The sequence below is a fragment of the Nocardioides sp. Z38_18 genome (assembly GCF_058215695.1).
Genome location: NZ_JBZAJE010000001.1, coordinates 1,651,640 through 1,677,030 on the forward strand (window position 1 = coordinate 1,651,640; position 25,391 = coordinate 1,677,030).

Consider the following 25,391-nt stretch of genomic DNA (forward strand, 5'->3'; position numbering starts at 1 on the left):
GGACTAACCAAACAAGTGCTTGGTAGGCTACCTTACCGACATGGATCTCACCTACGGCCCGGAGGACGAGGCGTTCCGCGCCGAGGTCCGCTCCTGGCTCGCCGAGCACCTCGTCGGCGAGTTCGCCGACCTGCGCGGCAAGGGTGGGCCGGGACGCGAGCACGAGGCCCACGCGGAGCGCGTCGCCTGGGACCGCCACCTCGCCGCGCACGGGTGGACCTGCATCGGCTGGCCGCAGGAGTACGGCGGCCGCGGGCTGCCGCTCTTCCAGCAGGTGATCTTCCACGAGGAGTACGCCCGCGCCAACGCGCCGGCACGCGTCAACCACCTCGGTGAGGAGCTGCTCGGGCCCACGCTGATCGCGTTCGGGACGCAGGAGCAGAAGGACCGGTTCCTGCCGAGGATCCGGGCCGTCGAGGAGTTCTGGTGCCAGGGGTACTCCGAGCCCGGGGCCGGGTCGGACCTGTCAGCGGTGTCGACGCGGGCGAAGGTCGAGGGTGACCAGTGGGTCATCGACGGGCAGAAGGTGTGGACCTCGCTGGCGCACCAGTCCGACTGGTGCTTCGTGATCGCGCGGACCGAGCCCGGGTCCACGCGGCACCGCGGGCTGTCCTACCTGCTGGTGCCGATGGACCAGGAGGGTGTCGAGGTGCGGCCGATCGTCCAGCTGACCGGGACGTCGGAGTTCAACGAGGTGTTCTTCTCCGGCGCCCGCACCGACGCCGACCTGGTCGTCGGCGGCGAGGGCAACGGCTGGCAGGTCGCGATGGCCACCCTGGGGTTCGAGCGCGGTGTCTCCACCCTGGGTCAGCAGGTCGGCTTCCAGCGTGAGCTCGACGCGGTGCTCGACCTGGCGCGCGCCAACGGCAGCCTCGAGGACCCCGTGCTGCGCGACCGGCTCGCCCGGGCCCAGGTGGAGCTCGAGGTGATCCGGCTCAACGCGCTGCGCACGCTCTCGGAGGACCAGGCGCCGCAGCAGGCCAGCGTCGCGAAGCTGCTGTGGGCGCGCTGGCACCGCAACCTGGGCGACCTCGCGATGCAGGTGCGCGGCGCCGACTCGCTCTCGACCGGAACCGACTACGACCTCGACGAGTGGCAGCGCCTCTACCTGTTCACCCGGGCTGACACGATCTACGGCGGCTCGGACGAGATCCAGCGCAACGTCCTGGCCGAGCGGGTGCTCGGCCTGCCACGCGAACAGCGACCCACGGAGACCCGATGACTGCCACCAGGCCCGAACAGCCCACTCCCGACTACGTCCCCCCGCACGACCTGCTCCGCGGCAAGGTGATCGTGGTGACGGCTGCGGCCGGCGCGGGGATCGGCGCGGCCGTCGTACGCCGGGTACTGGAGGAGGGTGCCCGCGCGGTGATCATCGGCGACACCCACGAGCGCCGTCTCGCCGAGGCGCAGGAGTCGCTCGCCGGGGAGTTCGGTGAGGACCGGGTCCGCTCGCTGGCCTGCGACGTCACCGACGAGGCGCAGGTGCAGGCGCTGGTCGACGCCGCCGACGAGTTCGACGGGCTCGACGTGATGATCAACAACGCCGGTCTCGGCGGCACCTCCTCCATCCTGGAGATGACCGACGACCAGTGGGGCAAGGTCATCGACATCACCCTGACCGGCACCTTCCGCTGCATCCGCGCGGCATCGAGGAAGATGGTGGAGAGCGGGAAGCGTGGGGTGATCGTGAACAACGCGTCGGTGATCGGGTGGCGGGCCCAGGAGGGTCAGGCGCACTACGCGGCGGCCAAGGCCGGCGTGATGGCGCTGACCCGCTGCTCGGCGCTCGACGTGGCGCCGCACGGCATCCGGGTCAACGCGGTCTCGCCGAGCCTGGCGATGCACCCCTTCCTGGCCAAGGTCACCTCCGACGACCTGCTGCACGAGCTCAAGCAGCGCGAGGCGTTCGGCCGCGCGGCCGAGCCGTGGGAGGTCGCCAACGTGATGGTGTTCCTGGCCAGCGACTACTCGTCGTACCTCACCGGTGAGGTCGTCTCGGTGAGCAGCCAGCATGCATGATCGCCTCGCCCCAGGAGGTCACGGTGGCTGACGCGCCGGGTGCCGGCCAGGGGAGGACCCGGCGTGAGGAGCTGCTCGCGATCGCGGCGAGGCTCTTCGCCGAGCGGGGGTTCAACAACACCACTGTGCGCGACATCGCCGACGCCGCGGGGATCCTCTCCGGCAGCCTCTACCACCACTTCGACTCCAAGGAGGCGATGGTCGACGAGCTGCTCGACTCCTTCCAGCGCGAGCTGTGGGTGACCTACGACGCCATCGAGGCCTCCGACCGGACCCCGCGCGAGAAGCTCGAGGCCGTGGTCCGGGCCTCGTTCGACGCGATCGACCAGCACCACAGCGAGGTCGCGATCTTCCAGACCGACGCGGCCCACCTCGCCTCCTACGAGCGGTTCGCCTACCTCGGGGAGCGCAACACCCGGTTCCGCAACCTGTGGACCGGGCTGCTCGCCGAGGGGGTCGCGTCCGGCGAGCTGCGCTCGGACCTCGACGTGGAGCTGGTCTACCGGTTCCTGCGCGACACCGTGTGGGTGGCGGTGCGGTGGTACCGGCCCGGCGGGGAGCTGACCCCGCGGCAGGTCGCCGACCAGTACCTGCACATCCTGCTCGACGGAATCGCCACCCGTACGCCGGAATCGACCAACCCGGAATCGACCAACGGAGAAACCCATGCCTGAGGCCTACATCGTCGACGCCGTCCGCACCCCGGTCGGCAAGCGCGGCGGGTCCCTCGCCTCGATGCACTCCGCCGACCTCGGCGCGCACGTGCTCACGGCGCTCGTGCAGCGCACCGGGGTGGACCCGGGAGCCGTGGACGACGTGGTGATGGGGTGCTGCGACACGATCGGCTCCCAGGCCGGCGACGTGGCCAGGACGGCCTGGCTGGTCGCCGGACTGCCCGACCACGTGCCCGGCGTGACGATCGACCGCCAGTGCGGTTCCTCCCAGCAGGCGGTGCACTTCGCCGCGCAGGGGGTGATGTCCGGGACCCAGGACCTGGTCGTGGCCGGGGGACTGCAGAACATGTCCGCGATCCCGATCTCGGCGGCGATGCTGGTCGCCCAGCAGTACGGCTTCACCACGCCGTTCGCCGAGTCGCCCGGCTGGGTGCAGCGGTACGGCGACCAGGAGGTCTCCCAGTTCCGCTCCGCGGAGATGATCGCCGAGAAGTGGGACATCACGCGTGCCGAGATGGAGGAGTTCGCGCTGGCCTCGCACACCCGCGCGCGCACCGCCATCGACGAGGGCCGGTTCAAGAACGAGATAGTCCCGGTCAATCTGCAGGACGGACGCGACTTCGACACCGACGAGTGCCCGCGGGAGACGTCGCTGGAGAAGATGGCCGGGCTCAAGCCGCTGGCCGAGGGCGGCCGGATCACCGCTGCGGTGGCCTCCCAGATCTGCGACGCCTCCTCGGCGATGCTGATCGCCTCCGCTCGTGCGGTCGAGGAGCACGGGCTCACCCCGCGAGCGCGGATCCACCACCTCTCCGTCCGCGGTGACGATCCCGTGTGGATGCTGACCGGCCCGATCCGCGCGACCCGGCACGCCCTGGAGAAGACGGGCCTCGGCGTCGAGGACATCGACCTGTTCGAGTGCAACGAGGCGTTCGCGTCCGTCGTACTCGCCTGGTCGCGGGAGCTCGACGTGCCGCTGGACAAGGTCAACGTCAACGGCGGCGGCATCGCCCTGGGCCACCCGATCGGCGCCACCGGCACCCGGCTGATGACCACGCTGCTCAACGAGCTCGAGCGCACCGGCGGCCGCTACGGCCTGCAGACGATGTGCGAGGGCGGCGGCCAGGCGAACGTGACGATCATCGAGCGACTGGACTGAGGCTCCGCCGACTGGCCACGGCCGGTTCCTCGCCCTAGAACGCGGTCGAGAGCAGGTCGCCGAACAGACGGTGCTCGTCGGCCACCTCGGGGTCGAGCCCCTTGCTGCGGAACCAGGCGCAGATGTTCGCGCAGTCACGGAGCAGGAAGTCCATGCCCTGGGGATTGCCGACGAGGTCGATCACCTGGGGGAGGTCGATGATGACCAGCCGCTCGTCCGCGGCGAGGATGTTGTACGCCGACAGGTCGCCGTGCACGATCCCGTGCTGCGCCATCGTGGCCATCGCCTCGCGCAGCTGGTCGAAGTACGCCGCGAGCAGGTCTCCGGGCGGACGGCTCTGCGCCAACCGTGGAGCCGTGACGGGATCGTCCGGCGGGCCGGTCCTCACCCACTCCATCAACAGCTCGGTGCCGTCGAGCTGCACCGGGTAGGGCACCGGGAGGCCGAGCGACCAGCACAGCTTGAGGGACTCCCACTCGGCGTAGGCCCACTGGCCTGCGGCCACCACGCGGCCGAAGCTGGTGCCCTTGGCGGTTGCGCGGGCCTCCCGGCTGTCCCGGCCGCGCCGGCCCTCGGTGTAGGCCGCGTTGCGGTGGAAGTTCCGGTGATCGGTGCTGCGGTAGCGCTTCGCGGCCATCACCACGGACGCGCCGCCGGCCACCGTGCGCTCCAGCAGGAAGACGTCTGCCTCCTTGCCGGTCTTGAGGATGCCGAGCTCGGTGTCGATGGCGGCCCGGTCGGTCACCACCCAGTCCGGGCGCGGTTCTGGTCCGCGACACAGCGGCTCCACGTCGTACCAGGTGGACCATCGCTGGCAGGAGTCGTCGGGATCGTCGTACGCACGGAAGTCGAAGACGAAGGCGGGATCGAGCGGTTCAGGTCCGGTGGAAGCGGACCGGGTTGATGAGGGCTGTCGTGCTGAGGACAAGGGTGCTCCAGGAGAGTGGGAGATGGGCGGCGGGCAGGCCGATGACAGTCGTGGTCATGTCACATCTCCTCTCTCGCGAAGCAGCACTGGTGGTGTGTCCATCGTGCTCGGGGACGCCGGCCGGGGCAACTGGTTTTCGCTGCCCGCTGCCGAACGACGAGCGGTTACGCGTACTGCGCGACCCCGGCATGCTTGCGCTTCTGCGCGATCAGGAGCACCAGCAGGAGCACCCAGGCCACGAGGGCGACCCCGACACTGATCCCCGACAGGTTCCAGCTGAGCGACAGGGTGGAGTCGGTGCGCCCGGCCAGCTGGGTGAACACCGAGGCGTCGCTCTCGGGCGCGTCGCTGAAGTCCACGAGGAAGAAGCCGAAGGCGAGCATTCCCGCCCATGACGTGAGCTGTAGGAGCGCCTGGGACCGGGTGAGTGCGCGCGGCGTGCCCGCCCCGCGGTAGGCGATCACGGTGGTGAGGACCATCCCCACGATCACGAACGGGAGCACGGCGAGGCCGATGATCATCCACCAGCCGGCAGCCCCGAAGAGGGCTCGGCCGATCCACATCCAGAGCAGCAGCAGCACGTTGGCCGGGATCATCACGAGCAGTACGGCGCGCCCCAGGGAAGTCACGCGGTCAACCTAGGGCAACAGGTGATCCGCCGAACGCCGAAGCCGAAGCAGCCAGCCGATGACGGTCGTGGTGGGCGGTTCGGGTTCATGACCTGGGAAACTGCCCGGCCCCTCACCGACCCGACTACGACGAGTACAGCGGGTGCACGCGGCCCCGGCGCCTCGCCAGGATCAGCAGGACCAGGAGTGCCACCCAGCCTGCGAAGGCGACCCCGGTGCTGAGGCCGGTGAGGGTCCAGCTCAGGGACAGGTTGGCGTCACTGCGTCCGACCATCTGGGTGAACACCGACGACTCGCTGTCGGGGGCGTCGGCGGTGTCCACGAGGAAGAAGCCGAAGCCGAGCATCCCCGACCACTGGGTCAGCTGCGCGAGGGCCTGTGAACGGGTGAGTGCGGCTGGGAAGCCGGCCACCTTCTGGGCGAGGACGCTGGTGATGACCACGCCCCCGATGAAGACGGGCAGGGCGGCGATGCCGAGGATCATCAGCCATCCCGCTGCCCCGAAGAAGGCCCGTCCGAACCAGATCCACAAGAGCAGGAAGATGTTGGCGGGGATCATCGCCATCATCACGGCACGCCCCAGGGAACTCATCGGGTCAAACTAGGGCACACAGGGCTCCGTCGTACGCCGAACCCAGAACCCCACCCGGCACAAGTTGGGACCCTAGGCTGTGCCGATGAGTGGTGTGCTGGACGACGGGCCGTTCTTCCACGGCACGAAGGCCGATCTGCGGGTGGGGGATCTGCTCTCGGCGGGCTTCCGGTCCAACTACCGGCCCGAGATCGTGATGAACCACATCTACTTCACTGCCGGTACCGATGGCGCTGGGCTGGCCGCGGAGCTGGCGGCGGGCGACGGTGAGCCGCACGTCTACATCGTCGAGCCGACCGGCGACTTCGAGGACGACCCCAACGTCACGGACAAGAAGTTCCCGGGCAACCCGACCCGGTCCTACCGGAGCACGAGCCCGCTGCGGGTCGTCGGGGAGCTGACCGACTGGACCCGGCTGACCCCCGAGGCGCTCCAGGCCTGGCGCGACCGGCTCAAGGTGATCCTCGAGGAGGAGCACGGCGAGATCATCAACTGATCCGCCGGCTCATCCCGGGCCTGATCTGTGGGGCCGGGCACCAGGTCACCCCTGAGGCTGCGCGCGCCACCAGTCGACCGTCTCCTTGGCGGCGGTCTCCACCGGGGTGGGGGACAGTCCGAGCAGGGACTCGCTGTGGGTCGAGTCCATGACGAACGGGCGCGCGAACTGGTACGACGTCTCGGCGAGCTCGCGGGTCACGGCCGAGAAGAGGCCGGCTGCCTTGAGCACCCAGGCGGGGACCGCCGAGAGCTTCGGGCTCGGGGCCCCGGCGGCGTGGGCGAACGCCTCGGCGAGCTCGCGCTGGGTAACCGCAGGAGCCGTCGGTGCGTGCAGGAAGCGTCCCCACAGTGACGGGGTCTCAGCCGCGGTGATCATCGCCCGGGCGAGATCGGGGACGTAGGTGAACGAGTGCGGCTGACTGAGGCTGCCCATCACGAAGACCCGCTTGCCCGCCAGCAGGGACGGGACCAGGCGCTCGCCCGCGTGGGACATGCGCACGCCCGGGCCGTAGAAGTCCGAGGCCGCCACGCTGACCGTCGCGGCGGGGTGGGCGTCACGGGCGCGGAGCAGCTCGGCCCGGACCGCGAGCTTGCCGCGTGTGGCGTTGCGGGGGAGGTCCTCGGTCATCGGCCCGTCGACCGGGCCATAGCTGTAGAGGCTCTCCGGAAAGGTGACGACCGCGCCCACCTCGGCGGCGGCGTCCATCACCACCTGCTCGGCGGCAGGGAGCTCGGCACGCCAGGCGGTCGCGGAGTACGCCGACCCGTGGATCGCGTGATGCACGGCGACCGCGCCGTCGAGATGCCCCGAGAGTGCCTCGCGCCTGGAGACGTCGACCTGACGCCGGTCGATGAGCGCGTGCTCGGGGCCGCTGCCGGAGCGGGTCAGCAGCCGCACGGAATGACCGGACTCGGCCAGCTGAAGGGCGATGGTGGCGCCGACGGGTCCGGCGCCGGTGACGACGTGGACTGCGGGCGTTGGGGTGGTGGGCATGACTGGCCTCTCGATGTGGAGTGCGAATGCGAGAGCACTGCTCTCCTTTTGATGGTGCGCCGGGTTGTTCACCAATGTCAAGAGCACCGCTCTCTTTCGTGCCTGGTGCTCGCGGGTCTGCCATGATGGCGCCATGCAGGAGACACCCACCCCGCGCGAGCGGGCGCGAGCACGCACCCTCGAGGACATCACCCGGATCGGGCGCCGGCACCTGGCCACGGAGGGGGCGGCAGCGCTGTCCGTGCGCGCCGTGGCCCGCGACCTCGGTGTGGTGTCCTCGGCGATCTACCGCTACGTCCGCAGCCGCGACGACCTGCTGACGTTGCTGGTCGTCGACGGCTACAACGAGCTAGGTGACCGGGTCGACGCCGCGATCGCCAAGGTGCCGCGGAAGAACCACCGTGGCCGGTTCGTGGCGGCCGGGCGCGCGGTGCGCGAGTGGGCGCTGGCCGAGCCTGCGACGTACGCGCTGCTCTTCGGCAGCCCGGTCCCGGGCTACCAGGCGCCGTCGGAGCGCACGACCGGACCAGGGACGCGGGTGATCGGGGCGCTGGTGCAGCTGTGGGAGGACGCGTGGGTCGCAGGCGACGTGCGCCTGCCGGAGGGGTCGGCGGGCGGCGTACCGCGCAAGCTCGCCGCCGACGTGAAGCGGATCCGGGCCGAGTTCCCGATCACGGCCCCGGACGAGCTCGTGGTGCGTGGCGTGCTCAGCTGGGCGGCACTGTTCGGCTGCGTGAGCTTCGAGGTGATCGGCCAGTACGGCGCGGACACGTTCGCCGCCCCCGAGGTGCTCTTCGACCGCCAGCTGCAGGTGCTCGCCGACACCACCGGTCTTCCCTGAGGTCGAGTCAGACCAGCAGCGACGACGTGCGGCGCAGGCATGCTGCCGCCTCGGTGACCACCCGGTCGACCAGCTCCTCGCAGGTGGGCAGGTCGTCGATCACGCCGACGACCTGGCCGCTGGCCAGCACCCCGGCGCCGGTGTCTCCCTCCACGAGGCCGGCGCGCAGCATCATCGGGGTGTTCGCGGCGAGGGTCATCTGGGCGAGGGTCCGTCCCTGCTCCTTGCGCATCGCGCGGCCGTCGACCGCGAGCTCGCGCCAGGACATCCCGCTCATCCTCTTGAACTCCAGGGTCCGGCGGGCGGTGGGCGCGAGCCGCCTGAGCCCGCTGCTCTCCTCGACCTCCTCGACGAGCTCGGTGCGCAGCATCCGGTGCGGCATCCCGTCGACCTTCGCGGTGACGACGGTGCCGTTCAGGTCGGCCTCGAGGTAGCGCTGCTTCACCGCGTCGGGCACGGTCGAGTCCTGGGTGAGCAGGAAGCGGGTGCCCATGCCGATGCCGGCGGCGCCGTAGGAGAGTGCGGCGGCCAGCCCGCGGCCGTCGAAGAACCCGCCCGCGGCCACCACCGGGATGTCCACGGCGTCCAGGACGGTCGGCAGCAGCAGTGTCGTGGGCACGCTGCCGGTGTGGCCGCCGCCCTCGCCTCCCTGGATCATCACGGCGTCCGCGCCCCAGGCCGCGACCTTCTCGGCGTGCCGGGCGGCACCGACGCTGGGCATCACCACGATGCCGTGGTCCTTGAGCTTGGCGATCAGCTCCTTCTTCGGCGCCAGCGCGAACGAGGCCACCTTCACGCCGTGCTTGATCAGCAGGTCGACCCGCGCGGGAGCGTCACCGGCGTCCGCGCGCAGGTTGACCCCGAAGGGCTGCTGGGTGCGGCTCTTCACCTCGAGGATCGCCCGCTCGAGCTCCTCGAAGGTCATCGTGGCGCTGGCCAGGATGCCGAGGCCGCCGGCGTTCGCCGTACCGACGACCAGACGCGGCCCGGCGACCCAGCCCATCCCGGTCTGCACGACGGGATGGCGTACGCCGGCCAGGTCGGTCAGCGGTGTGCGGAGCAGCTGCTCGATCACCGGGTCGTCTCCTGGGCCTGCTCCGCCTTCTTCTCCACCGGCGGGACCTCGCGGTCGCGCAGGTTCTTCGGGTCGAGCAGGTCCCGGATCAGCATCAGCTCGCCCGGTGAGGGGTCGCGCGTGAGCGGGACGTCGCCGGCCGCTGTGTCCGGCAAGGCGATCTCGAACGCCGAGGCCTCCTGGACCTCCTCGACCGTGACACCCGGGTGCACCGAGACCAGCCGCATCGTGTGCCCGGGGCCCTCGAAGTCGAAGACGCCGAGGTTGCTCACCACGCGGTGCACCTGGTGGAACCTGGTGGCCGCGGGCCCGGCGGCCTCGGCGCGGGTCCGGCCGACGCCCGAGACGATGTCGACCTGCTCGACGAACACGCGCACGGAGTGCTTGGGCACCCAATAGGACGTCTTGTTGTTCACCGTGTTGCCCGGAGCGCCGCGCACGCCGAGGAGCTGCCGCTTGGGCTGGGCCCAGTCGCCGATGGCGGAGATGTTCTGGTTGCCCTCGCGGTCGATCTGGGTGGCGCCCATCATCACGTGGCGCTTGCCGTAGGTGACCACGGACTCGAGCACCAGCCGGAACGGCATCCAGCCCTCGACCACGTCGTTGGTCACGCCCAGCGGGGGAGCGCCCTGGAGGATGCGGGCCTCGCCGTCGGTGATCATCAGCAGCGGGTTGCTGGTCAGCTTCGCCAGCCGCGCCCCCAGGCTCGGGAGCAGCCCCATCGGGCTGCCCATGATCTCGCCGTCGTCGGCGAAGCAGTCCGCGATCGCGACCGCGCAGTACTCCGCCCTGCTGATCTCGCTCACTTGTCCTCCTCGTGGAACGCCCGCACCGCGTCCTGGTAGTCCTGCTCGCTGCCGGAGAGGAAGCGCTCGGCGAACGCGGCCCAGTCCTCGGGGGTCCTCGCCGCGGTGGCGTAGGCCTTCTGGAACTTCTCGTCCCGCTCGTAGGTGGGCGTGCACGTGGTGAAGTGCGCGCCGTTCGGCGTCTCCACGACCCCGGTGACCATGGTCCGGTTGAGCAGCATCGTCTGCAGCGCGGCGTCCTGGGTCAGGCCGGCCGTGTCGACGACCTGCTCGGTGGAGACGAAGGTCTCGGTGGCCGCCATCGCGAACAGGTCGTCGAAGTAGGGGTCCGGGCCGAGGTACTGCGCGTTGCCGTACTGGTCGGCACGGTTCATGTGCACCAGCGCGACGTCGAGCTCCAGCGCGGGTACGGCGACCAGCTCCTGTCCGTCGTCGTACGGGCTCGTCACGGTGCGCAGCGTGGGGTCGTTCTCCAGTACGGCGGAGCCCAGCCCGGCCCGCATGGGCAGGAACGGCAGTCGTTGCGCGGCCGCGCGGAGCCCGGTGGCGAACATGCCCTCGTCCCACTCGCGGAACGACGCGGTGGCCTCCTGGCGAGCCCGGGAGAACAGCGGCTCCAGCGGGATCGAGTCCAGGGTCGCGAAGGCGTACACCACCTTGCTCGCCTTCCCCGCCTGCAGCAGCAGACCCACGTCGGGGCCGGCGTAGGAGACGATCGTGAGGTCCTGCAGATCGCTGCGCAGGATCTCGCGGACCAGGGCCATCGGCTTGCGGCGCGACCCCCAGCCGCCGATGCCGACGGTCATCCCGTCCTTGATGCGCCCGACCACGTCCTGGGCCGTCATCACCTTGCTGGGCATGCTCACTGGTTGCGCTCCTCGGTGGTCGATCCTGTGGAGACCCGGGTCCCCTTCTCGGTCCCGGCGCTCTGCCCACTCACAAACCGGTCACGGTGCTCGTCCGCGACGCCGGCGAGGTTGAGCTCCATCGTGAAGCCCTGCTCGAACCGGTAGCTGCGGTTGACGTCGACCGGGTCGATCCCGTTGATCGCCTCCTTGGCCATCCGGATCACCCGGGTGTCCTTGCGGGCGATCTCGGCCGCGACGGCCATCGCAGCGTCGTCGAGCTGGTCGCGGGGGACCACCTCGAGCACGGAACCGTGCTGGACGAGGTCGGCGGCCGCGATGTTGCGCCCGGTGAAGTAGAGGGTGCGCATCAGGTGGGGCGGGACCATCCGGGCCAGGTGCGTGGCGGCGCCGAGGGCGCCTCGGTCCACCTCGGGGATCCCGAAGAACGCGTCGTCGCTGGCCACGATGCAGTCGGCGTTGCCGACCAGGCCGACGCCACCGCCGACGCAGAACCCGTTGACCGCCGCGATCACCGGGACCGAGCACTCGTAGACGGCCTTGAAAGCGGCGAAGCAGCCACGGTTGGCGCCGATCAGTGCGTCGAAACCCTCGGTGTGCTGCATCTCCTTGATGTCCACCCCGGCGTTGAAGCCCTTGCCCTCGGCGCGCAGCACCACGACGTGGGTCGACTGGTCGCGGCTGGCGACGTCGAGTGCGTCCGCGAGGTCGAACCAGGCCTGGACCGGCAGGGCGTTGACCGGCGGGTAGTCGACGGTGATCACCCGGATCCCGCTCTCGTCGAGCTGACTGGAGATGCCCATGTCCTGACCCCTGACCGTGGAGGTTGACGACCCGGTGAGTACCGAACCTAACGCTTGCTTGGTACCCTAGCAGTCGCCCGGCTCATCCGCCGATGCCTGCCGCACACCCTCAGGAGACGCCGTGAGCCTGGAACTCGACCTCACCGGACGGGTCGCCCTGGTCACCGGCGGCAGCCAGGGGATCGGCGCCGGGATCACCCGGGTGCTGGTGGCGGCAGGCGCGAGCGTGGTCACCTGCGCCCGCTCCGCCGTCGAGTCCCCGACTCCCGGGACCACGCACGTGCAGTGCGACGTCCGTGACCCCGACGCAGTGGCCGCGATGGTCGCCGACCTCGTCCGCGAGCACGGTCGCCTCGACGTCCTGGTGAACAATGCCGGCGGCTCGCCGTACGCCCCGGCCGCGGACGCCTCCCCGCGGTTCCTCGAGAAGGTCCTGGGCCTGAACCTCACCGCCCCGCTGCTCGTCGCCCAGGCCGCCAACCGGGTGATGCAGCAGCAGGAGACCGGCGGCGCGATCGTGAACATCTCCTCGGTCTCGGCGCTGCGGCCCTCGCCGGGCACCGCGGCGTACGGCGCTGCCAAGGCCGGTGTGGACAGCCTGACCCGCTCGCTCGCCGTGGAGTGGGGCCCGAAGGTGCGGGTCAACAGCATCGATGTCGGGCTGTGCCGCACCGAGCAGACCACCGACCACTACGGGGGTGACGCGACCGTTGCGGCGATCGAGCGGACCATCCCGCTGGGCCGGATGGCCGACCCGGCCGAGATCGGCAACGTGGTCTGCTTCCTGGCCTCCGACCTGGCCTCCTACGTCTCCGGCGCCACCGTGGAGTGCCACGGCGGCGGCGAACCCCCCGCTTTCCTGATCGCCCAGAAAGACCTCCAGAGCGTGCCCGCCGAAGCCAAGGAGAACCGATGACCCGCATCCTCGAAGGACGCACCGCGATCGTGACCGGCGCCGGAAGGGGGATCGGCCGCGCGCACGCGCTCGAGCTCGCCCGCCAGGGTGCCCAGGTCGTGGTCAACGACCTCGGCACCTCCGGGTCGGGGGAGGGGTCGGCGTCCGAGGTGGCCCACGAGGTGGTGGCCGAGATCGAGGCGCTCGGGGGATCCGCGGTCGCCAACGGCGCCGACGTCGCGGACTTCGCGCAGGCCGAGGCGATGGTGCACCAGGCGATCGAGACGTTCGGGGGCCTGGACATCTTGGTGAACAACGCCGGCTTCGTGCGCGACCGGATGCTGGTGAACACCTCCGAGGAGGAGTGGGACGCCGTGATCCGGGTGCACCTCAAGGGTCACTTCGCGCCCCTGCGGCACGCCGGTGCGTGGTGGCGTACCGAGGCCAAGGAAGGCCGGCAGCGCGCGGCCCGGGTGATCAACACCTCCTCCGGCGCGGGGATGCAGGGCTCGATCGGGCAGACCACCTACTCCGCCGCGAAGGCCGGGATCGCGGGGATGACCCTGGTCGCGGCCGCCGAGCTGGGGCGCTACGGGGTGAACGTCAACGCGATCGCGCCGGTGGCCCGCACCCGGATGACCGAGGGCGCGTTCCCGGAGATGATGGCGGAGGGGTCGGGCGGGTTCGACGCGATGGACCCGGCCAACAACTCACCCGTGGTCGCGTGGCTGGCCTCGGCCGACTGCGAGATCACCGGCCGCGTGCTCGAGATCGAGGGCGGGCAGATCTGCGTGGAGGAGGGTTGGCGCCACGGGCCGCGCAAGGACATCGGTCGTCGCTGGGAGGCGGGCGAGGTGGGCCCCGCGGTCAGGGAGCTGATCGAGCAGGCCGTCACGCCCGACCCGGTCTACGGGACCTGAGGCCCGCCGGCACAAGGAGCCTCAGCCGCGGACCAGCCGTTTCAGGGCAAGGCGTGCCAGCGGGGCGTAGCCCAGGATCACCGGCAGCGGTCCGTGCACCCGCAGCCACGTGGCCGCCCCGGTGGGCTGTGCGGTCACCCCGTGCTCGAGCAGCAGGCTGAGGGGACCGAGCTGCGCCCGCCAGGACCATTCCTTGGTCACCTCGTCCACGGCCAGCACCCGGAAGGGGACAGCGAGCGTGGGGCGGGGGAGCAGGCCGGCGCGCACGGTGCCGCTGCCACCGGCCACGAGCCGGTCCATCGTGGTGTCCACGCGCTGGATCTGCGGGGCCCACGTGGACCAGAGGCCCGGATCGGCGTACCGCTCCCAGGCGAGCGTGACGGGTGCCACTCCCCGAGCGTGCAGGGTGAGGGCGGCCATCTCATTGACGTTAGCCGATCGCTACTTTGGGCATGTTGGCGTCGAGCAGACCGCGCCGCCCCGCACGGGGCACCGGCCCGTAGACGAGCCGCCCGCGAGGGCGACACGAGGAGACACCATGACCAGCTTCACCGCGAGCAACAACTCCGCCGCCACGCTGAAGTCCTCCCGGAAGGACGTCTGGGCCGCGCTGACGGACCCGGAGCTGCTCCCCAAGCTGACCCCCTACCTGCAGCGCATCGACGTCGACGGCGACCGGTGGACCTGGCACGTCACCAAGGTCCCGGTCCTGGGCAAGAACATCGGCTCGGTCTTCACCGAGGTGATGACCTTCGACGAGCCCAAGCGGATCGGCTTCGAGCACGACCCCCAGCGCACCGAGGAGAAGACCCACGTCCAGGGGGAGTACCAGCTCGAGGAGGCCGGGTCGGGGACGCGCGTCTCGATCGACCTCGGCGTGACCGTCGAGCTGCCCTTCCCCAAGGCCATGCGCGGCCCGGTCGAGGGCGCGATCCGCGCCGTGATGGCCGGCATGGGCAAGCGCTTCGCCCACAACCTGTTGCGGCACCTGGGCGAGAAGTGAGGATCCTCGTCCTCGGGGCGACCGGCTACGTCGGCTCCCGCGTGGTGCCCGCGCTGCTGGAGGCGGGCCACCAGGTGGTCGCGGCCTCGTCCTCGAGGCCGGCACCTGAGCGGTTCTCCTGGGGGCGCCAGGTCGACTGGGCCACGTGCGACGTCACCGACGAGGCGGCAGTACGTCGCGCGCTCGTCGGCGTCGACGGCGTCTGCTACCTGGTGCACTCGCTGAGCTCACGCGGGTTCGTGGACCGCGACCGGCTCGGCGCCGAGACCGTGCGGGACGCGCTCGCGCGCACCGACGTACGCCGCATCGTCTATCTCTCCGGCCTGGTCCCCGATGTCGCGCCCGAAGACCTCTCGCGGCACATCTCCTCCCGGCTCGAGGTCGAGGAGGTGCTCGAGGAGGCCGAGGGCCCCGAGCGGAGCGTGCTCTCCCTGCGCGCAGGCGTCGTGATCGGCGCCGGCTCCACCTCCTTCGAGGTGATCCGCCAGCTGGCCACGCTGCTGCTGGTTCAGCCCGTACCCGGCTGGCTGCGGCACAAGGTGCAGCCGATCGCGGTCAGCGACGTGCTCCGCGCGATGGTCGAGGCCTTCGCTGAGTCGAACGCAGGTCTGGCGAAGCGCAGCGGCGCCGTGGACATCGGAGGTCCCGACGTGCTGCCGTACGCCGACCTGCTCGGTCACTGCTCGCGCGCCTCGGGGCTGCTGCGGTTGCGGGTGCCCACGATCCGGGTGCCGGCACCCCTGGTCGGGCTCGGGGCCGCGGCGCTCTCGGCCGCTCCGTTCTGGACGGTGACCGCGCTGATCGCGAGCCTGCGCCACGACATGGTCTGCCGGGTCGGACACACCTGGGTGCCGCAGGACGGCAAGCCGCTGATGGGGGTGCGCGAGGCGATGGAGCTCGCGCTCGGCCCGGTCGGCAGCTCGCCCGAGGCGGCCCTGGCCAGCGATCCCGGCTGGACCCGGATGCGTGCCCCGGTCCTCGACGAGCTCCGGGCGCCGGCGACCGTGCGCGCCGGTGCCAGCCTCGCGCTGCACCGGGCCCGGTCCCTGCTCGGTCACGCGGCGTCGTGACGGTGGCTCGGGTCGGGACGCCCGCGTAGTCTCGCAAGCGTGAGTGTCACAACCCCCCTGACCATCACCCTGCAGGACCGGTTCGCCCAGGCGCTGCCGGAGCTGGCCGTGCCCTGGCAGGCGGAGGAGGCCCCCGAGCCCCGGCTGCTGGTGCTCAACGAGCCGCTGGCCGACGAGCTCGGCCTGGACCCGCGGTCCCTGCGCACCCCCGACGGTGTCCAGCTGCTGCTGGGGACGAAGGTGCCTGACGGTGCTCACCCGGTGGCCCAGGGCTACGCGGGGCACCAGTTCGGCGGCTACTCCCCGCGGTTGGGCGACGGCCGGGCCCTGCTGCTCGGAGAGCTCCTAGACCGCGACGGACGGCTCCGGGACCTGCACCTGAAGGGCTCGGGACGCACCCCGTTCGCCCGTGGCGGTGACGGTCTGGCTGCTGTCGGGCCGATGCTGCGCGAGTACGTCGTCGCCGAGGCGATGCACGCACTGGGCATCCCGACCACCAGGTCGCTGGCCGTGGTCGCCACCGGCCGGCGCGTGCAGCGGGAGACCGTGCTCCCCGGCGCGGTGCTCGCCCGGGTGGCGAGCAGCCACCTGCGGGTGGGCAGCTTCCAGTACGCCCGGGCGACCGGCGACGACGCCCTGCTGCGCCGCCTGGCCGACCACGCGATCGAGCGTCACCACCCGCAGGCCGCCGGAGCGCCGCAGCCCTACCTCGCGCTCTTCGACGCGGTCGTGGCCGCGCAGGCGGAGCTGGTGGCGAGGTGGATGCTGGTGGGCTTCGTGCACGGCGTGATGAACACCGACAACATGACGATCTCCGGCGAGACGATCGACTACGGCCCGTGCGCCTTCATGGAGGCCTTCGACCCGGCCACCGTCTACAGCTCCATCGACGAGGGCGGCCGCTACGCCTACGGGATGCAGCCGGTCGCCGCCGAGTGGAACCTCGCCCGTCTCGCCGAGGCGCTGCTGCCGCTCCTGCACGAGGAGCAGGAGCAGGCCGTGGCGATGGCGGTGGAGTCGCTGGGCCGGTTCCGGACGTCGTACTCCGACGCCTGGTCGGAGGGGATGCGGGCCAAGCTCGGCCTGCCCGAGGGCCTGGAGGAGGAGCTGTCGCGCCAGCTGGTCAACGAGCTGCTGGAGCTGATGCACCACAACCACGTGGACCACACGTCGTTCTACCGCGACCTGGCCCTGGCCGCGCGCGGCCAGACCGAGCCGGTGCGCGGGGTGTTCCTCGACCTCGCGGCATTCGACCAGTGGCTGGAGCGCTGGCGGGCGCTGGGCCCGGACCCGGACGCGATGGACCGGGTGAACCCCCTCTACGTGCCCCGCAACCACCTGGTCGAGGAGGCGCTGGCCGCGGGAACTCTGGGCGACACCGGCCCGCTGGAGCAGCTGCTGTCCGCGGTCACCTCGCCCTTCGACGAGCGCCCCGGCCTCGAGCGGTACGCCGAGCCCGCCCCGAAGGACTTCGGGGACTACCGGACCTTCTGCGGGACCTGAGTCAGACCCGCTCGATGACCGTGCCGGTCGCCATCGCGCCGCCGGCGCACATGGAGATCAGGGCGCGGGTGGCGTCGCGGCGCTCGAGCTCGTGCAGTGCGGTGGTGATCAGCCGGGTGCCGGTGGAGCCGACGGGGTGGCCCAGGGCGATCGCGCCGCCGTTGACGTTGGTCTTGTCGAGGTCGGCGCCGGTCTGCTGCGCCCAGGAGAGTACGACGGCCGCGAATGCCTCGTTGACCTCGAAGAGGTCGATGTCGTCCAGGGTCATCCCGGTGCGCTGGAGGATCCGACGGGTCGCGTCGATGGGGCCGTCGAGGTGGTAGTAGGGGTCGGACCCGACCAGCGCGTGGTCCACGATCCGCGCCCGCGGGGTCAGGCCGAGGGACGCGGCGAGGTCGGAGTCCATCAGCAGCACCGCCGAGGCGCCGTCGCTGATCTGCGAGGAGGTGCCGGCGGTGTGCAGGCCGTCGGGGAGCACGCTGCGCAGCCGGGCGAGGCCCTCGAGCGTGGTCTCCCGGAGTCCCTCGTCGGCCGAGACCGTCCGGGTCTCCCCGGTCGGCTTCCCGCTCTCCTTGTCGATCACCGGGGCGTCGAGGGGAGCGATCTCCCGGGTGAACCGGCCCTCGTCGACCGCGACCCGGGCCTTGTGCTGGGAGGCCGCACCGAACTGCTCGAGGTCCTCGCGGGCGAGGCCGCGGTTGCCGGCGATCCGGTCGGCCCCCAGGAACTGGTTGGGCATGTCGATGGACCACGACTCCGGCCGGGGGTCGCCCGCCCCCGGAGGGACGTTGGCGCCCAGCGGGATCCGGCTCATCGACTCCACGCCGCAGGCGATGCCCACCTTGATCGTGTCCGCCTTGATCATGTCGTGCACCAGGTGCGCGGCCTGCTGCCCCGAACCGCACTGGGCGTCGATCGTGGTGGCACCGGTCGGCTGGGGGAGCCCCGCGTGCAGCCACGCGCGACGGACCATGTCGTTGGACTGCTCGCCGGCCTGGGAGACGCAGCCACCGACGACCTGCTCGACGAGCTCGGGGTCCACGCCCGCGCGAGCGAGCACCTCGCGCTGGACGAAGCCGAGCAGCTCGCCGGGATGCACCCCGGCCAGCCCCCCGTTGCGCTTGCCGAGGGGAGTGCGGACGGCGTCGATGATGACGGGAGTACCCATGGTGCAAAACTAGAACACGTTCTGGTTAGCGGCAAACCCCGCACTCGATCGGGCGTGGGCATCCCTTCCTAACAAACCCTGAGTATGTCAAGATGCGGGACTAGAACATGTTCCAGAAATAGGAAGGCTCACTTCGTGACAACGACGTCCACCCTGCCGGCCGGCTTCGACCCGACCGACCCCGACACGATGAGCCAGCGCGTCCCGCACGAGGAGCTGCTCACCCTGCGACGCACCGCTCCGGTGTCCTGGATCGAGCAGGAGGAGGCGGCGCGAGCCGGCTTCCTGGACACCGGGTTCTGGGCGATCAGCAGGCATGCCGACGTCGCCGCGATCTCGAAGAACCAGACCGACTTCTCCACCAAGGAGAACGGCGTCATCGTCCGGTTCGCGCCCGACATGACCCGCGACCAGGTCGAGCAGTCGAACTTCCTGCTGATCAACCACGACGCCCCCGAGCACACCCAGCTCCGCTCGATCGTGTCCCGGGCGTTCACCCCGCGGGCGATCAACGCCCTGCACGACGAGCTCAAGGAGCGCGCCGAGAAGATCGTCGCGGATGCTGTGGCGAAGGGCGAGGGCAACTTCGTCAACGACGTGGCCTCCGAGCTGCCGCTCCAGGCGATCGCCGAGCTGCTCGGCGTACCCCAGGAGGACCGCGGCAAGCTCTTCGACTGGTCCAACCAGCTGCTCTCCTACGACGACCCCGAGATCGAGGGCGACCAGATGATCGCCTTCGCGGAGATCCTGGGCTACTCGATGAACCTCGCCGTGGAGCGCCGGGCGGCGCCGCGCGACGACATCCTCACCCGCCTGGTCACCGCGGACGTGGAGGGTCGCGGCCTCACCGACGACGAGTTCGGGTTCTTCATGATCCTGCTCGCTGTCGCCGGCAACGAGACCACCCGGAACGCGATCACCTGGGGGATGCACGCCTTCATGCAGCACCCCGAGCAGTGGGAGCTGTTCAAGAAGGAGCGGCCGCGCACCGCGACCGACGAGATCATCCGCTGGGCCACCCCGGTCACGATCTTCCAGCGCACCGCGATCAACGACGTCGAGGTCGGCGGGGTGAAGGTGAGCAAGGGCGACCGGGTCGGGCTGCTCTACGCCAGCGCGAACTTCGACGAGGACGTCTTCGAGGACCCGTTCACCTTCGACATCACCCGCAGCCCCAACCCGCACCAGGCCTTCGGTGGCCACGGCGCGCACTACTGCATCGGCGCGAACCTCGCCCGCCTCGAGGTCGACCTGATCTTCAACGCGCTTGCGGACCGGGACGTGAAGATCACCCAGCTCGCCGAACCCCGCAAGCTGCGCAGCTCGTGGATCAACGGCGTCAAGGACCTGCACGTCTCCTACACCTGAGTTCCTCCAACCCGAACCTCTCGGCCCGACGAAAGGTGACCCCGTGACCACCAGCGAGCTCCTCCCCCCGGGCTTCGACCCCACCGACCCGATGCTGTGCGAGGAGGCGATCCCGCTCCGGCAGTTCATGGAGCTGCGCCAGACGGCGCCGGTGTGGTGGGTCGAGCAGTCCGGCGGGGCCAGCGACGGGTTCGACGACACCGGCTACTGGGCCGTGACCAGGCACGAGGACATCGCTGCGGTCTCCAAGAACAGCAAGGACTTCTCCAGCGCCGAGAACGGGGCGATCATCCGGTTCGGCCCCGGGATGACGCGCGACCAGGTCGAGCTGCAGCAGATCATGCTGATCAACCAGGACCCGCCCACCCACACCAGGACCCGTCAGCTGATCAGCCGCGGGTTCACGCCCCGGGCGATGAACGCGCTGCACGACGTCCTGATCGGCCGGGCGAACAAGATCATCGACGACGCCCTCGTCAAGGGGGAGGGCGACTTCGTCGAGGAGGTGGCCGCCGAGCTGCCGCTCCAGGCGATCGCGGACCTGCTCGGCGTACCCCAGGAGGACCGGCGCAAGCTGTTCGACTGGTCCAACCAGATGCTCGCCCAGGACGACCCGGAGTACGGCGGCCAGCCCGACGTCGCGGCCGCGGAGATCCTCGGCTACGCGATGCAGATGGCCGAGGAGCGCAAGCGGAACCCGCAGGACGACATCATCACCAAGCTCGTCCACGCCGACGTCGACGGGGAGAAGCTCGGCGAGGACGAGTTCGGCTACTTCGTGATCATGCTCGCGGTGGCCGGCAACGAGACCACCCGCAACGCGATCACGCACGGCATGCACGCGTTCTTCGAGCACCCCGACCAGTGGGAGCTGTTCAAGGAGCACCGGCCGAAGACCGCCACCGACGAGATCATCCGCTGGGCGACGCCGGTGACGGTCTTCCAGCGGACCGCGATCACCGACGTGCTGGTGGGTGGCCAGGAGGTGAAGAAGGGGCAGCGGGTCGGCATCTTCTACGCCAGCGGCAACCACGACACCGAGGTGTTCGAGAACCCCGGCGCCTTCGACGTGCTGCGCAACCCCAACCCGCACCTCGCCTTCGGCGGGCACGGCGCCCACTACTGCATCGGCGCCAACCTCGCCCGCCTCGAGGTCGAGGTGATGTTCAACGCCATCGCCGACCGGATGCCCGACATCACGCAGACCGGTGAGCCGATCCGGCTGCGGCACGGGTGGATCAACGGCATCAAGCACCTGCCGGTCAGGTACTCCTGACCGCTTCCGCCGGCTTCGCCGACGGGGAGGTACGCCGCCCGGCCAGCGCCAGCCAGACGCCGACTCCGCTCACGGCCAGCCCGACCACGCCGGCCAGGGTCACGCTGGTGCCGAACATCAGGTAGACCCAGAACATCGTGGTCGGGGGAGTGAGGAACAGCAGCGTGCTCACCACGGTCGCTCCCTGCTTCTGGGCCACGAGCACGTAGAGCACGTAGCCACCCAGGCTGGCGAGCACGAGCAGCCAGAGCACCGCGGCCCAGAAGTCCAGTGCGGCCGGCGGGCGGGCCTCGCCGAAGGCGATCGCCAGTCCCATCAGGACCACGGCGGTGACCACGGCCTGCATCATGATCGTCTCCAGCAGGGTCTCGCGTGCGCGCAACCGGCGGGTGAGCACCGTGCCCGCGGACAGGGACAGCATCCCGAGGACCGGCAGTGTGTAGGCCCACCAGGGCGCCTGGCTCACGCCGAGGTCGCCGGAGACCACGATCGCGACGCCGACCAGTCCGAGCACCATCCCGACCCACATCCGAGGCGTGGAGTGCTCGCCGAGCAGCGATCCCGCCACGGTCGCCACCAGCAGCGGTTGCAGGGCGGCGACGAGGGCCGCCGTACCGCCGGGGACGCCGTGGGTCACCCCCTCGAAGACGAGCAGCAGGTAGCCCACCTGGCTGAGCACGCCCAGCACCACCTGTCGGCGCCAGGCGCGCCAGGTCGGCCACGGCGTACGCCGCAGCGCGAACACCGCCAGCAGCAGGGCGGCGAGCAGCAGGAACCGCCAGCCGAGCAGCGTGAGCGGGTCGGCCTCCGCGCGGGCGCCGAGCTCGGCGCCGACGAAGCCCGAGCTCCAGGTCACCACGAGGGCCACAGCCGAGACGGGTCCGGCCCAGCGACGAAGCCAGGAGAACGAGGTCATGGGACACAGGTAACCACACCGGTGGGTATACTCGCAGTGCACCCAACGGGAAACCGCCCAAGGAGCACGCGATGACGATCACCCAGCAGCCCCCGAGGATGACCCCGGCGGCGCACCGGATCCTGGAGGCGGCCAGCGAGCTGTACTACGACCGCGGCATCACCAGCGTGGGGATGGACCTGGTCGCCGAGCACGCGGGCACCACCAAGAAGACGATCTACGACCGGTTCGGCTCCAAGGACGGTCTCGTGGTGGCCTACCTCGAGGCGCGGGCGGCCCGCTGGCAGGCCCACGTCGAGGAGCACCTCGCCGGCTCCGGCGCGACCGGCCCCGAGCGCATCCTCGCCGTGCTGGACGCGCTCGAGACCTGGCTGGCCGCAGGCACCCGCGGCTGTGGCTTCGTCAACGCCTACGCCGAGCTCTCCACCCAGTCCCCGGCGGCCACCCACGTCGTGCGCCGCGAGAAGGAGTGGATGCGCCGGCTGTACGCCGACCTGGCCGCCGAAGCCGGCCTCGGCGCCCCCGAGGATCTCGGACGCCAGCTGGCGCTGGTCCACGAGGGTGCGATCATCGCGTTCACAGCCGGGGGCTCTCCCGAAGCCCTCGACGACGCCCGCCGCGCCACCCGGAGGCTGATCGAGTCGTGAATCCCGCACTCCACGGTGCCGAGCGCCTCGAGCTCCGGCTCCCTGCGCTGACCGTGCAGGCCCTCGCCTGGGGTCCTCCGTCCGGGCCCCTTGTGCTGGCGTTGCACGGGTTCCCGGACACCGCCTTCACCTGGCGCCACCTGGGACCGTTCCTGGCCGAGCGCGGATACCGGGTGGTCGCCCCGTTCATGCGCGGCTACGCACCCACCGAGGTTCCGCAGGATGGCGACTACTCGATCGGCGCCCTGATGAGCGACGCGGTGGAGCTGCACCGCGTGCTCGGTGGCGACGAGCGCGCCGTACTCCTCGGACACGACTGGGGAGCGCTCGCGGCCAACGGGCTCAGCGCCCACCCGGACTCCCCGTTCCGCCGGGTGGTCTCGATGGCGGTCCCGCCGGTCCCTGCGATGGCCGCGGGGCGGGACCTCGCCGCGTGGCTGAGGATCGCGCCGCGACAGCTGCGGATGAGCTGGTACATCGGGTTCAACCAGGTGCCGGTGCTGCCCGAGCGGCTCCTGCAGCGGCTGGTCCGGCACCTGTGGGGCGCGTGGTCTCCCGGGTACGACGCCGCGGAGGACATCGCCGAGGTGGGCCGCTCGCTGGCGGCTCCCGCGAACAGGTCGGCCGCGGTCGGCTACTACCGGGCCTTCCGCAACCTCCGGGTGGCGGAGCCCTACCGCGCCTGGCACCGGACCTGGGACCAGCGCCCGCGGGTCCCGATGCTCTACCTCCACGGCGAGCGCGACGGGGCGCTGACCGCCGCGCTGGCCGACCGGGTGGCCCCGGTGCTGGCCGCGGGTGGCCGGGCCGAGGTGCTCACCGGGTGCGGGCACTTCCTGCACCTCGAGCGACCGGACACGGTCAACGAGCTCGTGGCGGTCTACCTGGAGTGACCGGCGACCTCGGGGCTGCGCGGGTCGGACGGCCCCGTCACAGGGCGGGGCCCTCCTCGCGCAGCTTCTGCACGTCGCTCATCGCCTCGCGCAGCTGGCCCAGCCACTCCTCCGCGTGCTCGCCGACCAGGCGCACCGACCAGGCCAGGGCGTCGGCGCGGCTGCGCGCCACGCCGGCCTCGACCAGGGTGTCCAGGACGATCCGTTCCGACTGCCGCAGCCGGGTCATCACCGGGACCGCCAGGTGCGTGAACACCGTGCGCACCGGGCCGCACTCGGCGCCCCAGGCGATCTTGCGGCCGAACCGGTGCTCGGCCTCGCGGGCGATGCCGATCCGCTCGTCCCGGGTGTCCTCGCGGAACCGGGAGATCCGCCCGTGCGCCGCCTCGGTCACCTCCGGACCGTCGGGTGCTCCCTCGACCCCTTCGGGGGCTGCCAGGGTGCCGATGACCAGGATCTCCTCGCGATCCACGGTGACCTCGACGGGTCCGGTGAACCAGTCGTCGGGGAGCCGGCCGCGCAGCCAGCCGGTGATCTCGTTCGTGTTCGTCGCCATCACTCCTCCTCAAGTTGTAATCCAGTAATCATGTAATCGGACAGGGGTGGAATCAAGGCGTGCTGCTGTCGGCAGAACCGCCCACGGCGGATTCACTGGGATCGGCCCCGGGGCTCGCACTTCGCGGGCGGGCCGGGTTCCTGCTCGGGTTCGCGGCGAAGGCGGACCAGCTGCCACAGCGGGCGGTCGTGACACTCGAGGGCTACGAGCTGGTGATCGACGACTCGGTACGGGTCGCCCGGGGGCGGTCCGAGGACGCGACCGCGACGTTCTCCGGGCCGCTGGAGGCAGCGATCCGGCTCCTGTCGGGACGGCTGCGCCCCGAGTTCACCCCGGCAGGCGTCGAGGTCACCGGCAACGTCACCCTCGACGAGCTGCGCCAGGTCTTCCCCGGCTACTGAGGGCTCGGCCCCGGGCCGCTCACAGTGAGGCGGCGAGCGCCAGCGGCCCGGAGGGAGCGCTGGTCAGCGAGCGGGTCATCCGCTCGGTGAGGTCGACGAGCCGCAGCCCGAGGGCACCGCGCACGGCACCGAGGATCTCCGAGCTCGCCTCCTTGCGGCCACGCTCGACCTCGGAGAGGTACTGCGTGGAGACGCCGGCCTCCTGCGCCACGTCGGCGAGCGTGCGCTGCTGGCGCAGCCGCTCCGCCCTGAGCTCGCGACCGATCACCTCACGCCACAGCGGCTCGGCCGCGGACCCCGCGAGGGGCGCCCGGCGGTCCGGACGGAATCCGATGACCTCTCCCATGTTCCGACACTAGGCCGCCGCTCCCCGGGCGCGCCATGACGCTTGGGGATCGTTCGCCCTCGGCGGAACCAGCCGGGGCCATGATGGGGCCCATGAGCGCTGACCTCGTCGTACGACCTGTTGAGCCTGGGGACCGAGGCGGGTGGGCCACGCTGTTCGCGGCCTACCGCGAGTTCTACGGCCTCACGGAGGAGCCCGCGGTCGTGGACCGGGTGTGGGAGTGGATCGGTGATCCGGCCCACGAGACCAACGCCCTGGTGGCGACCCTCGACGGCGAGGTCGCCGGCTTCGCGCACCACCGGTTCTTCGCCCGGCCCTCCGAAGGGGAGCGTGGGCTGTTCCTCGACGACCTGTTCACCAGCGCGTCGCTGCGCGGGCAGGGCGTGGGTCGCGCCCTGATCGAGGCGCTGGGCGGGATAGCCCGCGAGAACGGCTGCGCCAAGGTCCGCTGGATCACCGCCTCGGACAACACAGCCGCGCAACGGCTGTACGACGCCGTGGCCCGGCGTACCCAGTGGGTGACCTACGACCTGGACACGTGA

30 protein-coding genes are annotated in these 25,391 nt (G+C 71.0%); 17 read left to right on the forward strand and 13 right to left on the reverse strand.

What is annotated here, in order from left to right:
• The first annotated feature begins 40 nt into the window (after positions 1-40).
• The 4 genes from AC4BGC_RS07860 to AC4BGC_RS07875 are packed head-to-tail and all read left to right on the forward strand — an operon-like array spanning position 41 to position 3,855.
• Positions 41-1,222 carry an acyl-CoA dehydrogenase family protein gene (locus tag AC4BGC_RS07860; protein WP_490555065.1) on the forward strand — a complete coding sequence of 394 codons (1,182 nt, stop codon included), beginning with the start codon at positions 41-43 and terminating at the stop codon, positions 1,220-1,222.
• Complete coding sequence (locus AC4BGC_RS07865; protein ID WP_490555066.1) at positions 1,219-2,022, forward strand: SDR family oxidoreductase; 804 nt, start codon at positions 1,219-1,221, stop codon at positions 2,020-2,022. The genes AC4BGC_RS07860 and AC4BGC_RS07865 overlap by 4 nt, the downstream gene beginning before the upstream one ends.
• On the forward strand, positions 2,019-2,696 hold the full coding sequence (locus AC4BGC_RS07870; protein ID WP_490555067.1) for a TetR/AcrR family transcriptional regulator: 678 nt from the start codon (positions 2,019-2,021) through the stop codon (positions 2,694-2,696). Before AC4BGC_RS07865 ends, AC4BGC_RS07870 begins: the two co-directional genes overlap by 4 nt.
• On the forward strand, positions 2,689-3,855 hold the full coding sequence (locus AC4BGC_RS07875; protein WP_490555068.1) for an acetyl-CoA C-acetyltransferase: 1,167 nt from the start codon (positions 2,689-2,691) through the stop codon (positions 3,853-3,855). The genes AC4BGC_RS07870 and AC4BGC_RS07875 overlap by 8 nt, the downstream gene beginning before the upstream one ends.
• Positions 3,856-3,889: 34 nt before the next feature.
• Here AC4BGC_RS07875 and AC4BGC_RS07880 read toward each other — a convergent pair whose 3' ends face one another.
• The 3 genes from AC4BGC_RS07880 to AC4BGC_RS07890 form a co-directional block, all read right to left on the reverse strand.
• Positions 3,890-4,600, reverse strand: coding sequence for a serine protein kinase RIO (locus tag AC4BGC_RS07880; protein ID WP_490555069.1), 711 nt, complete (start codon positions 4,598-4,600; stop codon positions 3,890-3,892).
• A gap of 347 nt (positions 4,601-4,947) precedes the next feature.
• Positions 4,948-5,412 (reverse strand): hypothetical protein, encoded by a 465-nt coding sequence (locus AC4BGC_RS07885; protein WP_490555070.1) that lies wholly within the window; start codon positions 5,410-5,412, stop codon positions 4,948-4,950.
• A gap of 124 nt (positions 5,413-5,536) precedes the next feature.
• Complete coding sequence (locus AC4BGC_RS07890) at positions 5,537-6,004, reverse strand: hypothetical protein (RefSeq protein ID WP_490555071.1); 468 nt, start codon at positions 6,002-6,004, stop codon at positions 5,537-5,539.
• Positions 6,005-6,089: 85 nt separating this feature from the next.
• Between AC4BGC_RS07890 and arr the strand changes: the two genes are divergently transcribed.
• Complete coding sequence (gene arr, locus AC4BGC_RS07895) at positions 6,090-6,500, forward strand: NAD(+)--rifampin ADP-ribosyltransferase (protein WP_490555072.1); 411 nt, start codon at positions 6,090-6,092, stop codon at positions 6,498-6,500.
• A 45-nt stretch (positions 6,501-6,545) separates the two neighbouring features.
• Here arr and AC4BGC_RS07900 read toward each other — a convergent pair whose 3' ends face one another.
• Positions 6,546-7,496, reverse strand: a complete 951-nt coding sequence (locus tag AC4BGC_RS07900) for an NAD-dependent epimerase/dehydratase family protein (protein WP_490555073.1) — start codon at positions 7,494-7,496, stop codon at positions 6,546-6,548.
• A 133-nt stretch (positions 7,497-7,629) separates the two neighbouring features.
• Between AC4BGC_RS07900 and AC4BGC_RS07905 the strand changes: the two genes are divergently transcribed.
• Positions 7,630-8,337, forward strand: coding sequence for a TetR/AcrR family transcriptional regulator (locus AC4BGC_RS07905; RefSeq protein ID WP_490555074.1), 708 nt, complete (start codon positions 7,630-7,632; stop codon positions 8,335-8,337).
• Between the two features lie 7 nt (positions 8,338-8,344).
• On the opposite strand, the gene AC4BGC_RS07910 is transcribed toward AC4BGC_RS07905, so the two are convergent.
• Genes AC4BGC_RS07910 through AC4BGC_RS07925 form a run of 4 tightly spaced genes read right to left on the reverse strand, consistent with a single transcriptional unit; the run spans position 8,345 to position 11,887 of the window.
• Positions 8,345-9,412, reverse strand: a complete 1,068-nt coding sequence (locus AC4BGC_RS07910; RefSeq protein ID WP_490555075.1) for an NAD(P)H-dependent flavin oxidoreductase — start codon at positions 9,410-9,412, stop codon at positions 8,345-8,347.
• Positions 9,409-10,218 (reverse strand): CoA-transferase subunit beta, encoded by an 810-nt coding sequence (locus AC4BGC_RS07915; protein WP_490555076.1) that lies wholly within the window; start codon positions 10,216-10,218, stop codon positions 9,409-9,411. The genes AC4BGC_RS07910 and AC4BGC_RS07915 overlap by 4 nt, the downstream gene beginning before the upstream one ends.
• Positions 10,215-11,078, reverse strand: coding sequence for a CoA transferase subunit A (locus AC4BGC_RS07920; protein ID WP_490555732.1), 864 nt, complete (start codon positions 11,076-11,078; stop codon positions 10,215-10,217). Before AC4BGC_RS07920 ends, AC4BGC_RS07915 begins: the two co-directional genes overlap by 4 nt.
• Positions 11,079-11,080: 2 nt before the next feature.
• On the reverse strand, positions 11,081-11,887 hold the full coding sequence (locus AC4BGC_RS07925; protein ID WP_490555077.1) for an enoyl-CoA hydratase family protein: 807 nt from the start codon (positions 11,885-11,887) through the stop codon (positions 11,081-11,083).
• A 121-nt stretch (positions 11,888-12,008) separates the two neighbouring features.
• Between AC4BGC_RS07925 and AC4BGC_RS07930 the strand changes: the two genes are divergently transcribed.
• Together AC4BGC_RS07930 and AC4BGC_RS07935 are read left to right on the forward strand one after the other, a co-directional pair.
• On the forward strand, positions 12,009-12,803 hold the full coding sequence (locus AC4BGC_RS07930; protein ID WP_490555078.1) for an SDR family oxidoreductase: 795 nt from the start codon (positions 12,009-12,011) through the stop codon (positions 12,801-12,803).
• Positions 12,800-13,702 (forward strand): SDR family oxidoreductase, encoded by a 903-nt coding sequence (locus tag AC4BGC_RS07935; RefSeq protein WP_490555079.1) that lies wholly within the window; start codon positions 12,800-12,802, stop codon positions 13,700-13,702. Before AC4BGC_RS07930 ends, AC4BGC_RS07935 begins: the two co-directional genes overlap by 4 nt.
• 21 nt (positions 13,703-13,723) lie before the next feature.
• On the opposite strand, the gene AC4BGC_RS07940 is transcribed toward AC4BGC_RS07935, so the two are convergent.
• A complete protein-coding gene (locus AC4BGC_RS07940; protein ID WP_490555080.1) occupies positions 13,724-14,122 on the reverse strand; it encodes an SRPBCC family protein in 399 nt (132 codons plus the stop codon).
• Between the two features lie 118 nt (positions 14,123-14,240).
• Here AC4BGC_RS07940 and AC4BGC_RS07945 point away from each other — a divergent pair, with 118 nt between their 5' ends.
• Genes AC4BGC_RS07945 through AC4BGC_RS07955 form a run of 3 tightly spaced genes read left to right on the forward strand, consistent with a single transcriptional unit; the run spans position 14,241 to position 17,278 of the window.
• A complete protein-coding gene (locus tag AC4BGC_RS07945) occupies positions 14,241-14,705 on the forward strand; it encodes an SRPBCC family protein (protein WP_490555081.1) in 465 nt (154 codons plus the stop codon).
• A complete protein-coding gene (locus AC4BGC_RS07950) occupies positions 14,702-15,775 on the forward strand; it encodes an NAD-dependent epimerase/dehydratase family protein (RefSeq protein ID WP_490555082.1) in 1,074 nt (357 codons plus the stop codon). Before AC4BGC_RS07945 ends, AC4BGC_RS07950 begins: the two co-directional genes overlap by 4 nt.
• 39 nt (positions 15,776-15,814) lie before the next feature.
• Positions 15,815-17,278, forward strand: a complete 1,464-nt coding sequence (locus AC4BGC_RS07955) for a protein adenylyltransferase SelO (protein WP_490555083.1) — start codon at positions 15,815-15,817, stop codon at positions 17,276-17,278.
• 1 nt (position 17,279) lies between these two features.
• Here the strand turns inward: AC4BGC_RS07955 and AC4BGC_RS07960 are convergent, their stop codons facing one another.
• Positions 17,280-18,446: a steroid 3-ketoacyl-CoA thiolase gene (locus tag AC4BGC_RS07960; protein WP_490555084.1), complete on the reverse strand. Its 1,167-nt coding sequence runs from the start codon at positions 18,444-18,446 to the stop codon at positions 17,280-17,282.
• Between the two features lie 135 nt (positions 18,447-18,581).
• On the opposite strand from AC4BGC_RS07960, the gene AC4BGC_RS07965 reads away from it, so the two are divergent.
• Both AC4BGC_RS07965 and AC4BGC_RS07970 read left to right on the forward strand, forming a co-directional pair.
• Positions 18,582-19,814: a cytochrome P450 gene (locus AC4BGC_RS07965; RefSeq protein ID WP_490544378.1), complete on the forward strand. Its 1,233-nt coding sequence runs from the start codon at positions 18,582-18,584 to the stop codon at positions 19,812-19,814.
• Between the two features lie 43 nt (positions 19,815-19,857).
• Positions 19,858-21,090: a cytochrome P450 gene (locus tag AC4BGC_RS07970; RefSeq protein WP_490555085.1), complete on the forward strand. Its 1,233-nt coding sequence runs from the start codon at positions 19,858-19,860 to the stop codon at positions 21,088-21,090.
• Here the strand turns inward: AC4BGC_RS07970 and AC4BGC_RS07975 are convergent.
• Positions 21,077-22,006, reverse strand: coding sequence for a DMT family transporter (locus AC4BGC_RS07975; protein ID WP_490555086.1), 930 nt, complete (start codon positions 22,004-22,006; stop codon positions 21,077-21,079). The two genes, AC4BGC_RS07970 and AC4BGC_RS07975, sit on opposite strands and share 14 nt — an antisense overlap.
• Positions 22,007-22,077: 71 nt before the next feature.
• Between AC4BGC_RS07975 and AC4BGC_RS07980 the strand changes: the two genes are divergently transcribed.
• Positions 22,078-22,653, forward strand: coding sequence for a TetR/AcrR family transcriptional regulator (locus AC4BGC_RS07980; RefSeq protein ID WP_490555087.1), 576 nt, complete (start codon positions 22,078-22,080; stop codon positions 22,651-22,653).
• Complete coding sequence (locus AC4BGC_RS07985; RefSeq protein ID WP_490555088.1) at positions 22,650-23,546, forward strand: alpha/beta fold hydrolase; 897 nt, start codon at positions 22,650-22,652, stop codon at positions 23,544-23,546. Before AC4BGC_RS07980 ends, AC4BGC_RS07985 begins: the two co-directional genes overlap by 4 nt.
• Positions 23,547-23,583: 37 nt before the next feature.
• On the opposite strand, the gene abmR is transcribed toward AC4BGC_RS07985, so the two are convergent.
• Positions 23,584-24,102 (reverse strand): ATP-binding transcription factor AbmR, encoded by a 519-nt coding sequence (abmR, locus tag AC4BGC_RS07990; RefSeq protein WP_490555089.1) that lies wholly within the window; start codon positions 24,100-24,102, stop codon positions 23,584-23,586.
• A gap of 59 nt (positions 24,103-24,161) precedes the next feature.
• Between abmR and AC4BGC_RS07995 the strand changes: the two genes are divergently transcribed.
• On the forward strand, positions 24,162-24,503 hold the full coding sequence (locus AC4BGC_RS07995) for a hypothetical protein (protein ID WP_490555090.1): 342 nt from the start codon (positions 24,162-24,164) through the stop codon (positions 24,501-24,503).
• Between the two features lie 19 nt (positions 24,504-24,522).
• Here the strand turns inward: AC4BGC_RS07995 and AC4BGC_RS08000 are convergent, their stop codons facing one another.
• Positions 24,523-24,849: a helix-turn-helix domain-containing protein gene (locus AC4BGC_RS08000; RefSeq protein WP_490544358.1), complete on the reverse strand. Its 327-nt coding sequence runs from the start codon at positions 24,847-24,849 to the stop codon at positions 24,523-24,525.
• A gap of 92 nt (positions 24,850-24,941) precedes the next feature.
• On the opposite strand from AC4BGC_RS08000, the gene AC4BGC_RS08005 reads away from it, so the two are divergent.
• Positions 24,942-25,391 carry a GNAT family N-acetyltransferase gene (locus AC4BGC_RS08005; protein WP_490555091.1) on the forward strand — a complete coding sequence of 150 codons (450 nt, stop codon included), beginning with the start codon at positions 24,942-24,944 and terminating at the stop codon, positions 25,389-25,391.

Bases quoted from the DNA above. Each gene is read 5' to 3' on its own strand.
- AC4BGC_RS07860 (WP_490555065.1), top strand. From the start codon at position 41: ATGGATCTCACCTACGGCCCGGAGGACGAGGCGTTCCGCGCCGAGGTC.
- AC4BGC_RS07865 (WP_490555066.1), top strand. From the start codon at position 1,219: ATGACTGCCACCAGGCCCGAACAGCCCACTCCCGACTACGTCCCCCCG.
- AC4BGC_RS07870 (WP_490555067.1), top strand. From the start codon at position 2,019: ATGATCGCCTCGCCCCAGGAGGTCACGGTGGCTGACGCGCCGGGTGCC.
- AC4BGC_RS07875 (WP_490555068.1), top strand. From the start codon at position 2,689: ATGCCTGAGGCCTACATCGTCGACGCCGTCCGCACCCCGGTCGGCAAG.
- AC4BGC_RS07890 (WP_490555071.1), bottom strand. From the start codon at position 6,004: ATGAGTTCCCTGGGGCGTGCCGTGATGATGGCGATGATCCCCGCCAAC.
- arr (WP_490555072.1), top strand. From the start codon at position 6,090: ATGAGTGGTGTGCTGGACGACGGGCCGTTCTTCCACGGCACGAAGGCC.
- AC4BGC_RS07900 (WP_490555073.1), bottom strand. From the start codon at position 7,496: ATGCCCACCACCCCAACGCCCGCAGTCCACGTCGTCACCGGCGCCGGA.
- AC4BGC_RS07905 (WP_490555074.1), top strand. From the start codon at position 7,630: ATGCAGGAGACACCCACCCCGCGCGAGCGGGCGCGAGCACGCACCCTC.
- AC4BGC_RS07920 (WP_490555732.1), bottom strand. From the start codon at position 11,078: ATGCCCAGCAAGGTGATGACGGCCCAGGACGTGGTCGGGCGCATCAAG.
- AC4BGC_RS07925 (WP_490555077.1), bottom strand. From the start codon at position 11,887: ATGGGCATCTCCAGTCAGCTCGACGAGAGCGGGATCCGGGTGATCACC.
- AC4BGC_RS07935 (WP_490555079.1), top strand. From the start codon at position 12,800: ATGACCCGCATCCTCGAAGGACGCACCGCGATCGTGACCGGCGCCGGA.
- AC4BGC_RS07940 (WP_490555080.1), bottom strand. From the start codon at position 14,122: ATGGCCGCCCTCACCCTGCACGCTCGGGGAGTGGCACCCGTCACGCTC.
- AC4BGC_RS07945 (WP_490555081.1), top strand. From the start codon at position 14,241: ATGACCAGCTTCACCGCGAGCAACAACTCCGCCGCCACGCTGAAGTCC.
- AC4BGC_RS07960 (WP_490555084.1), bottom strand. From the start codon at position 18,446: ATGGGTACTCCCGTCATCATCGACGCCGTCCGCACTCCCCTCGGCAAG.
- AC4BGC_RS07975 (WP_490555086.1), bottom strand. From the start codon at position 22,006: ATGACCTCGTTCTCCTGGCTTCGTCGCTGGGCCGGACCCGTCTCGGCT.
- AC4BGC_RS07980 (WP_490555087.1), top strand. From the start codon at position 22,078: ATGACGATCACCCAGCAGCCCCCGAGGATGACCCCGGCGGCGCACCGG.
- abmR (WP_490555089.1), bottom strand. From the start codon at position 24,102: ATGGCGACGAACACGAACGAGATCACCGGCTGGCTGCGCGGCCGGCTC.
- AC4BGC_RS08000 (WP_490544358.1), bottom strand. From the start codon at position 24,849: ATGGGAGAGGTCATCGGATTCCGTCCGGACCGCCGGGCGCCCCTCGCG.
- AC4BGC_RS08005 (WP_490555091.1), top strand. From the start codon at position 24,942: ATGAGCGCTGACCTCGTCGTACGACCTGTTGAGCCTGGGGACCGAGGC.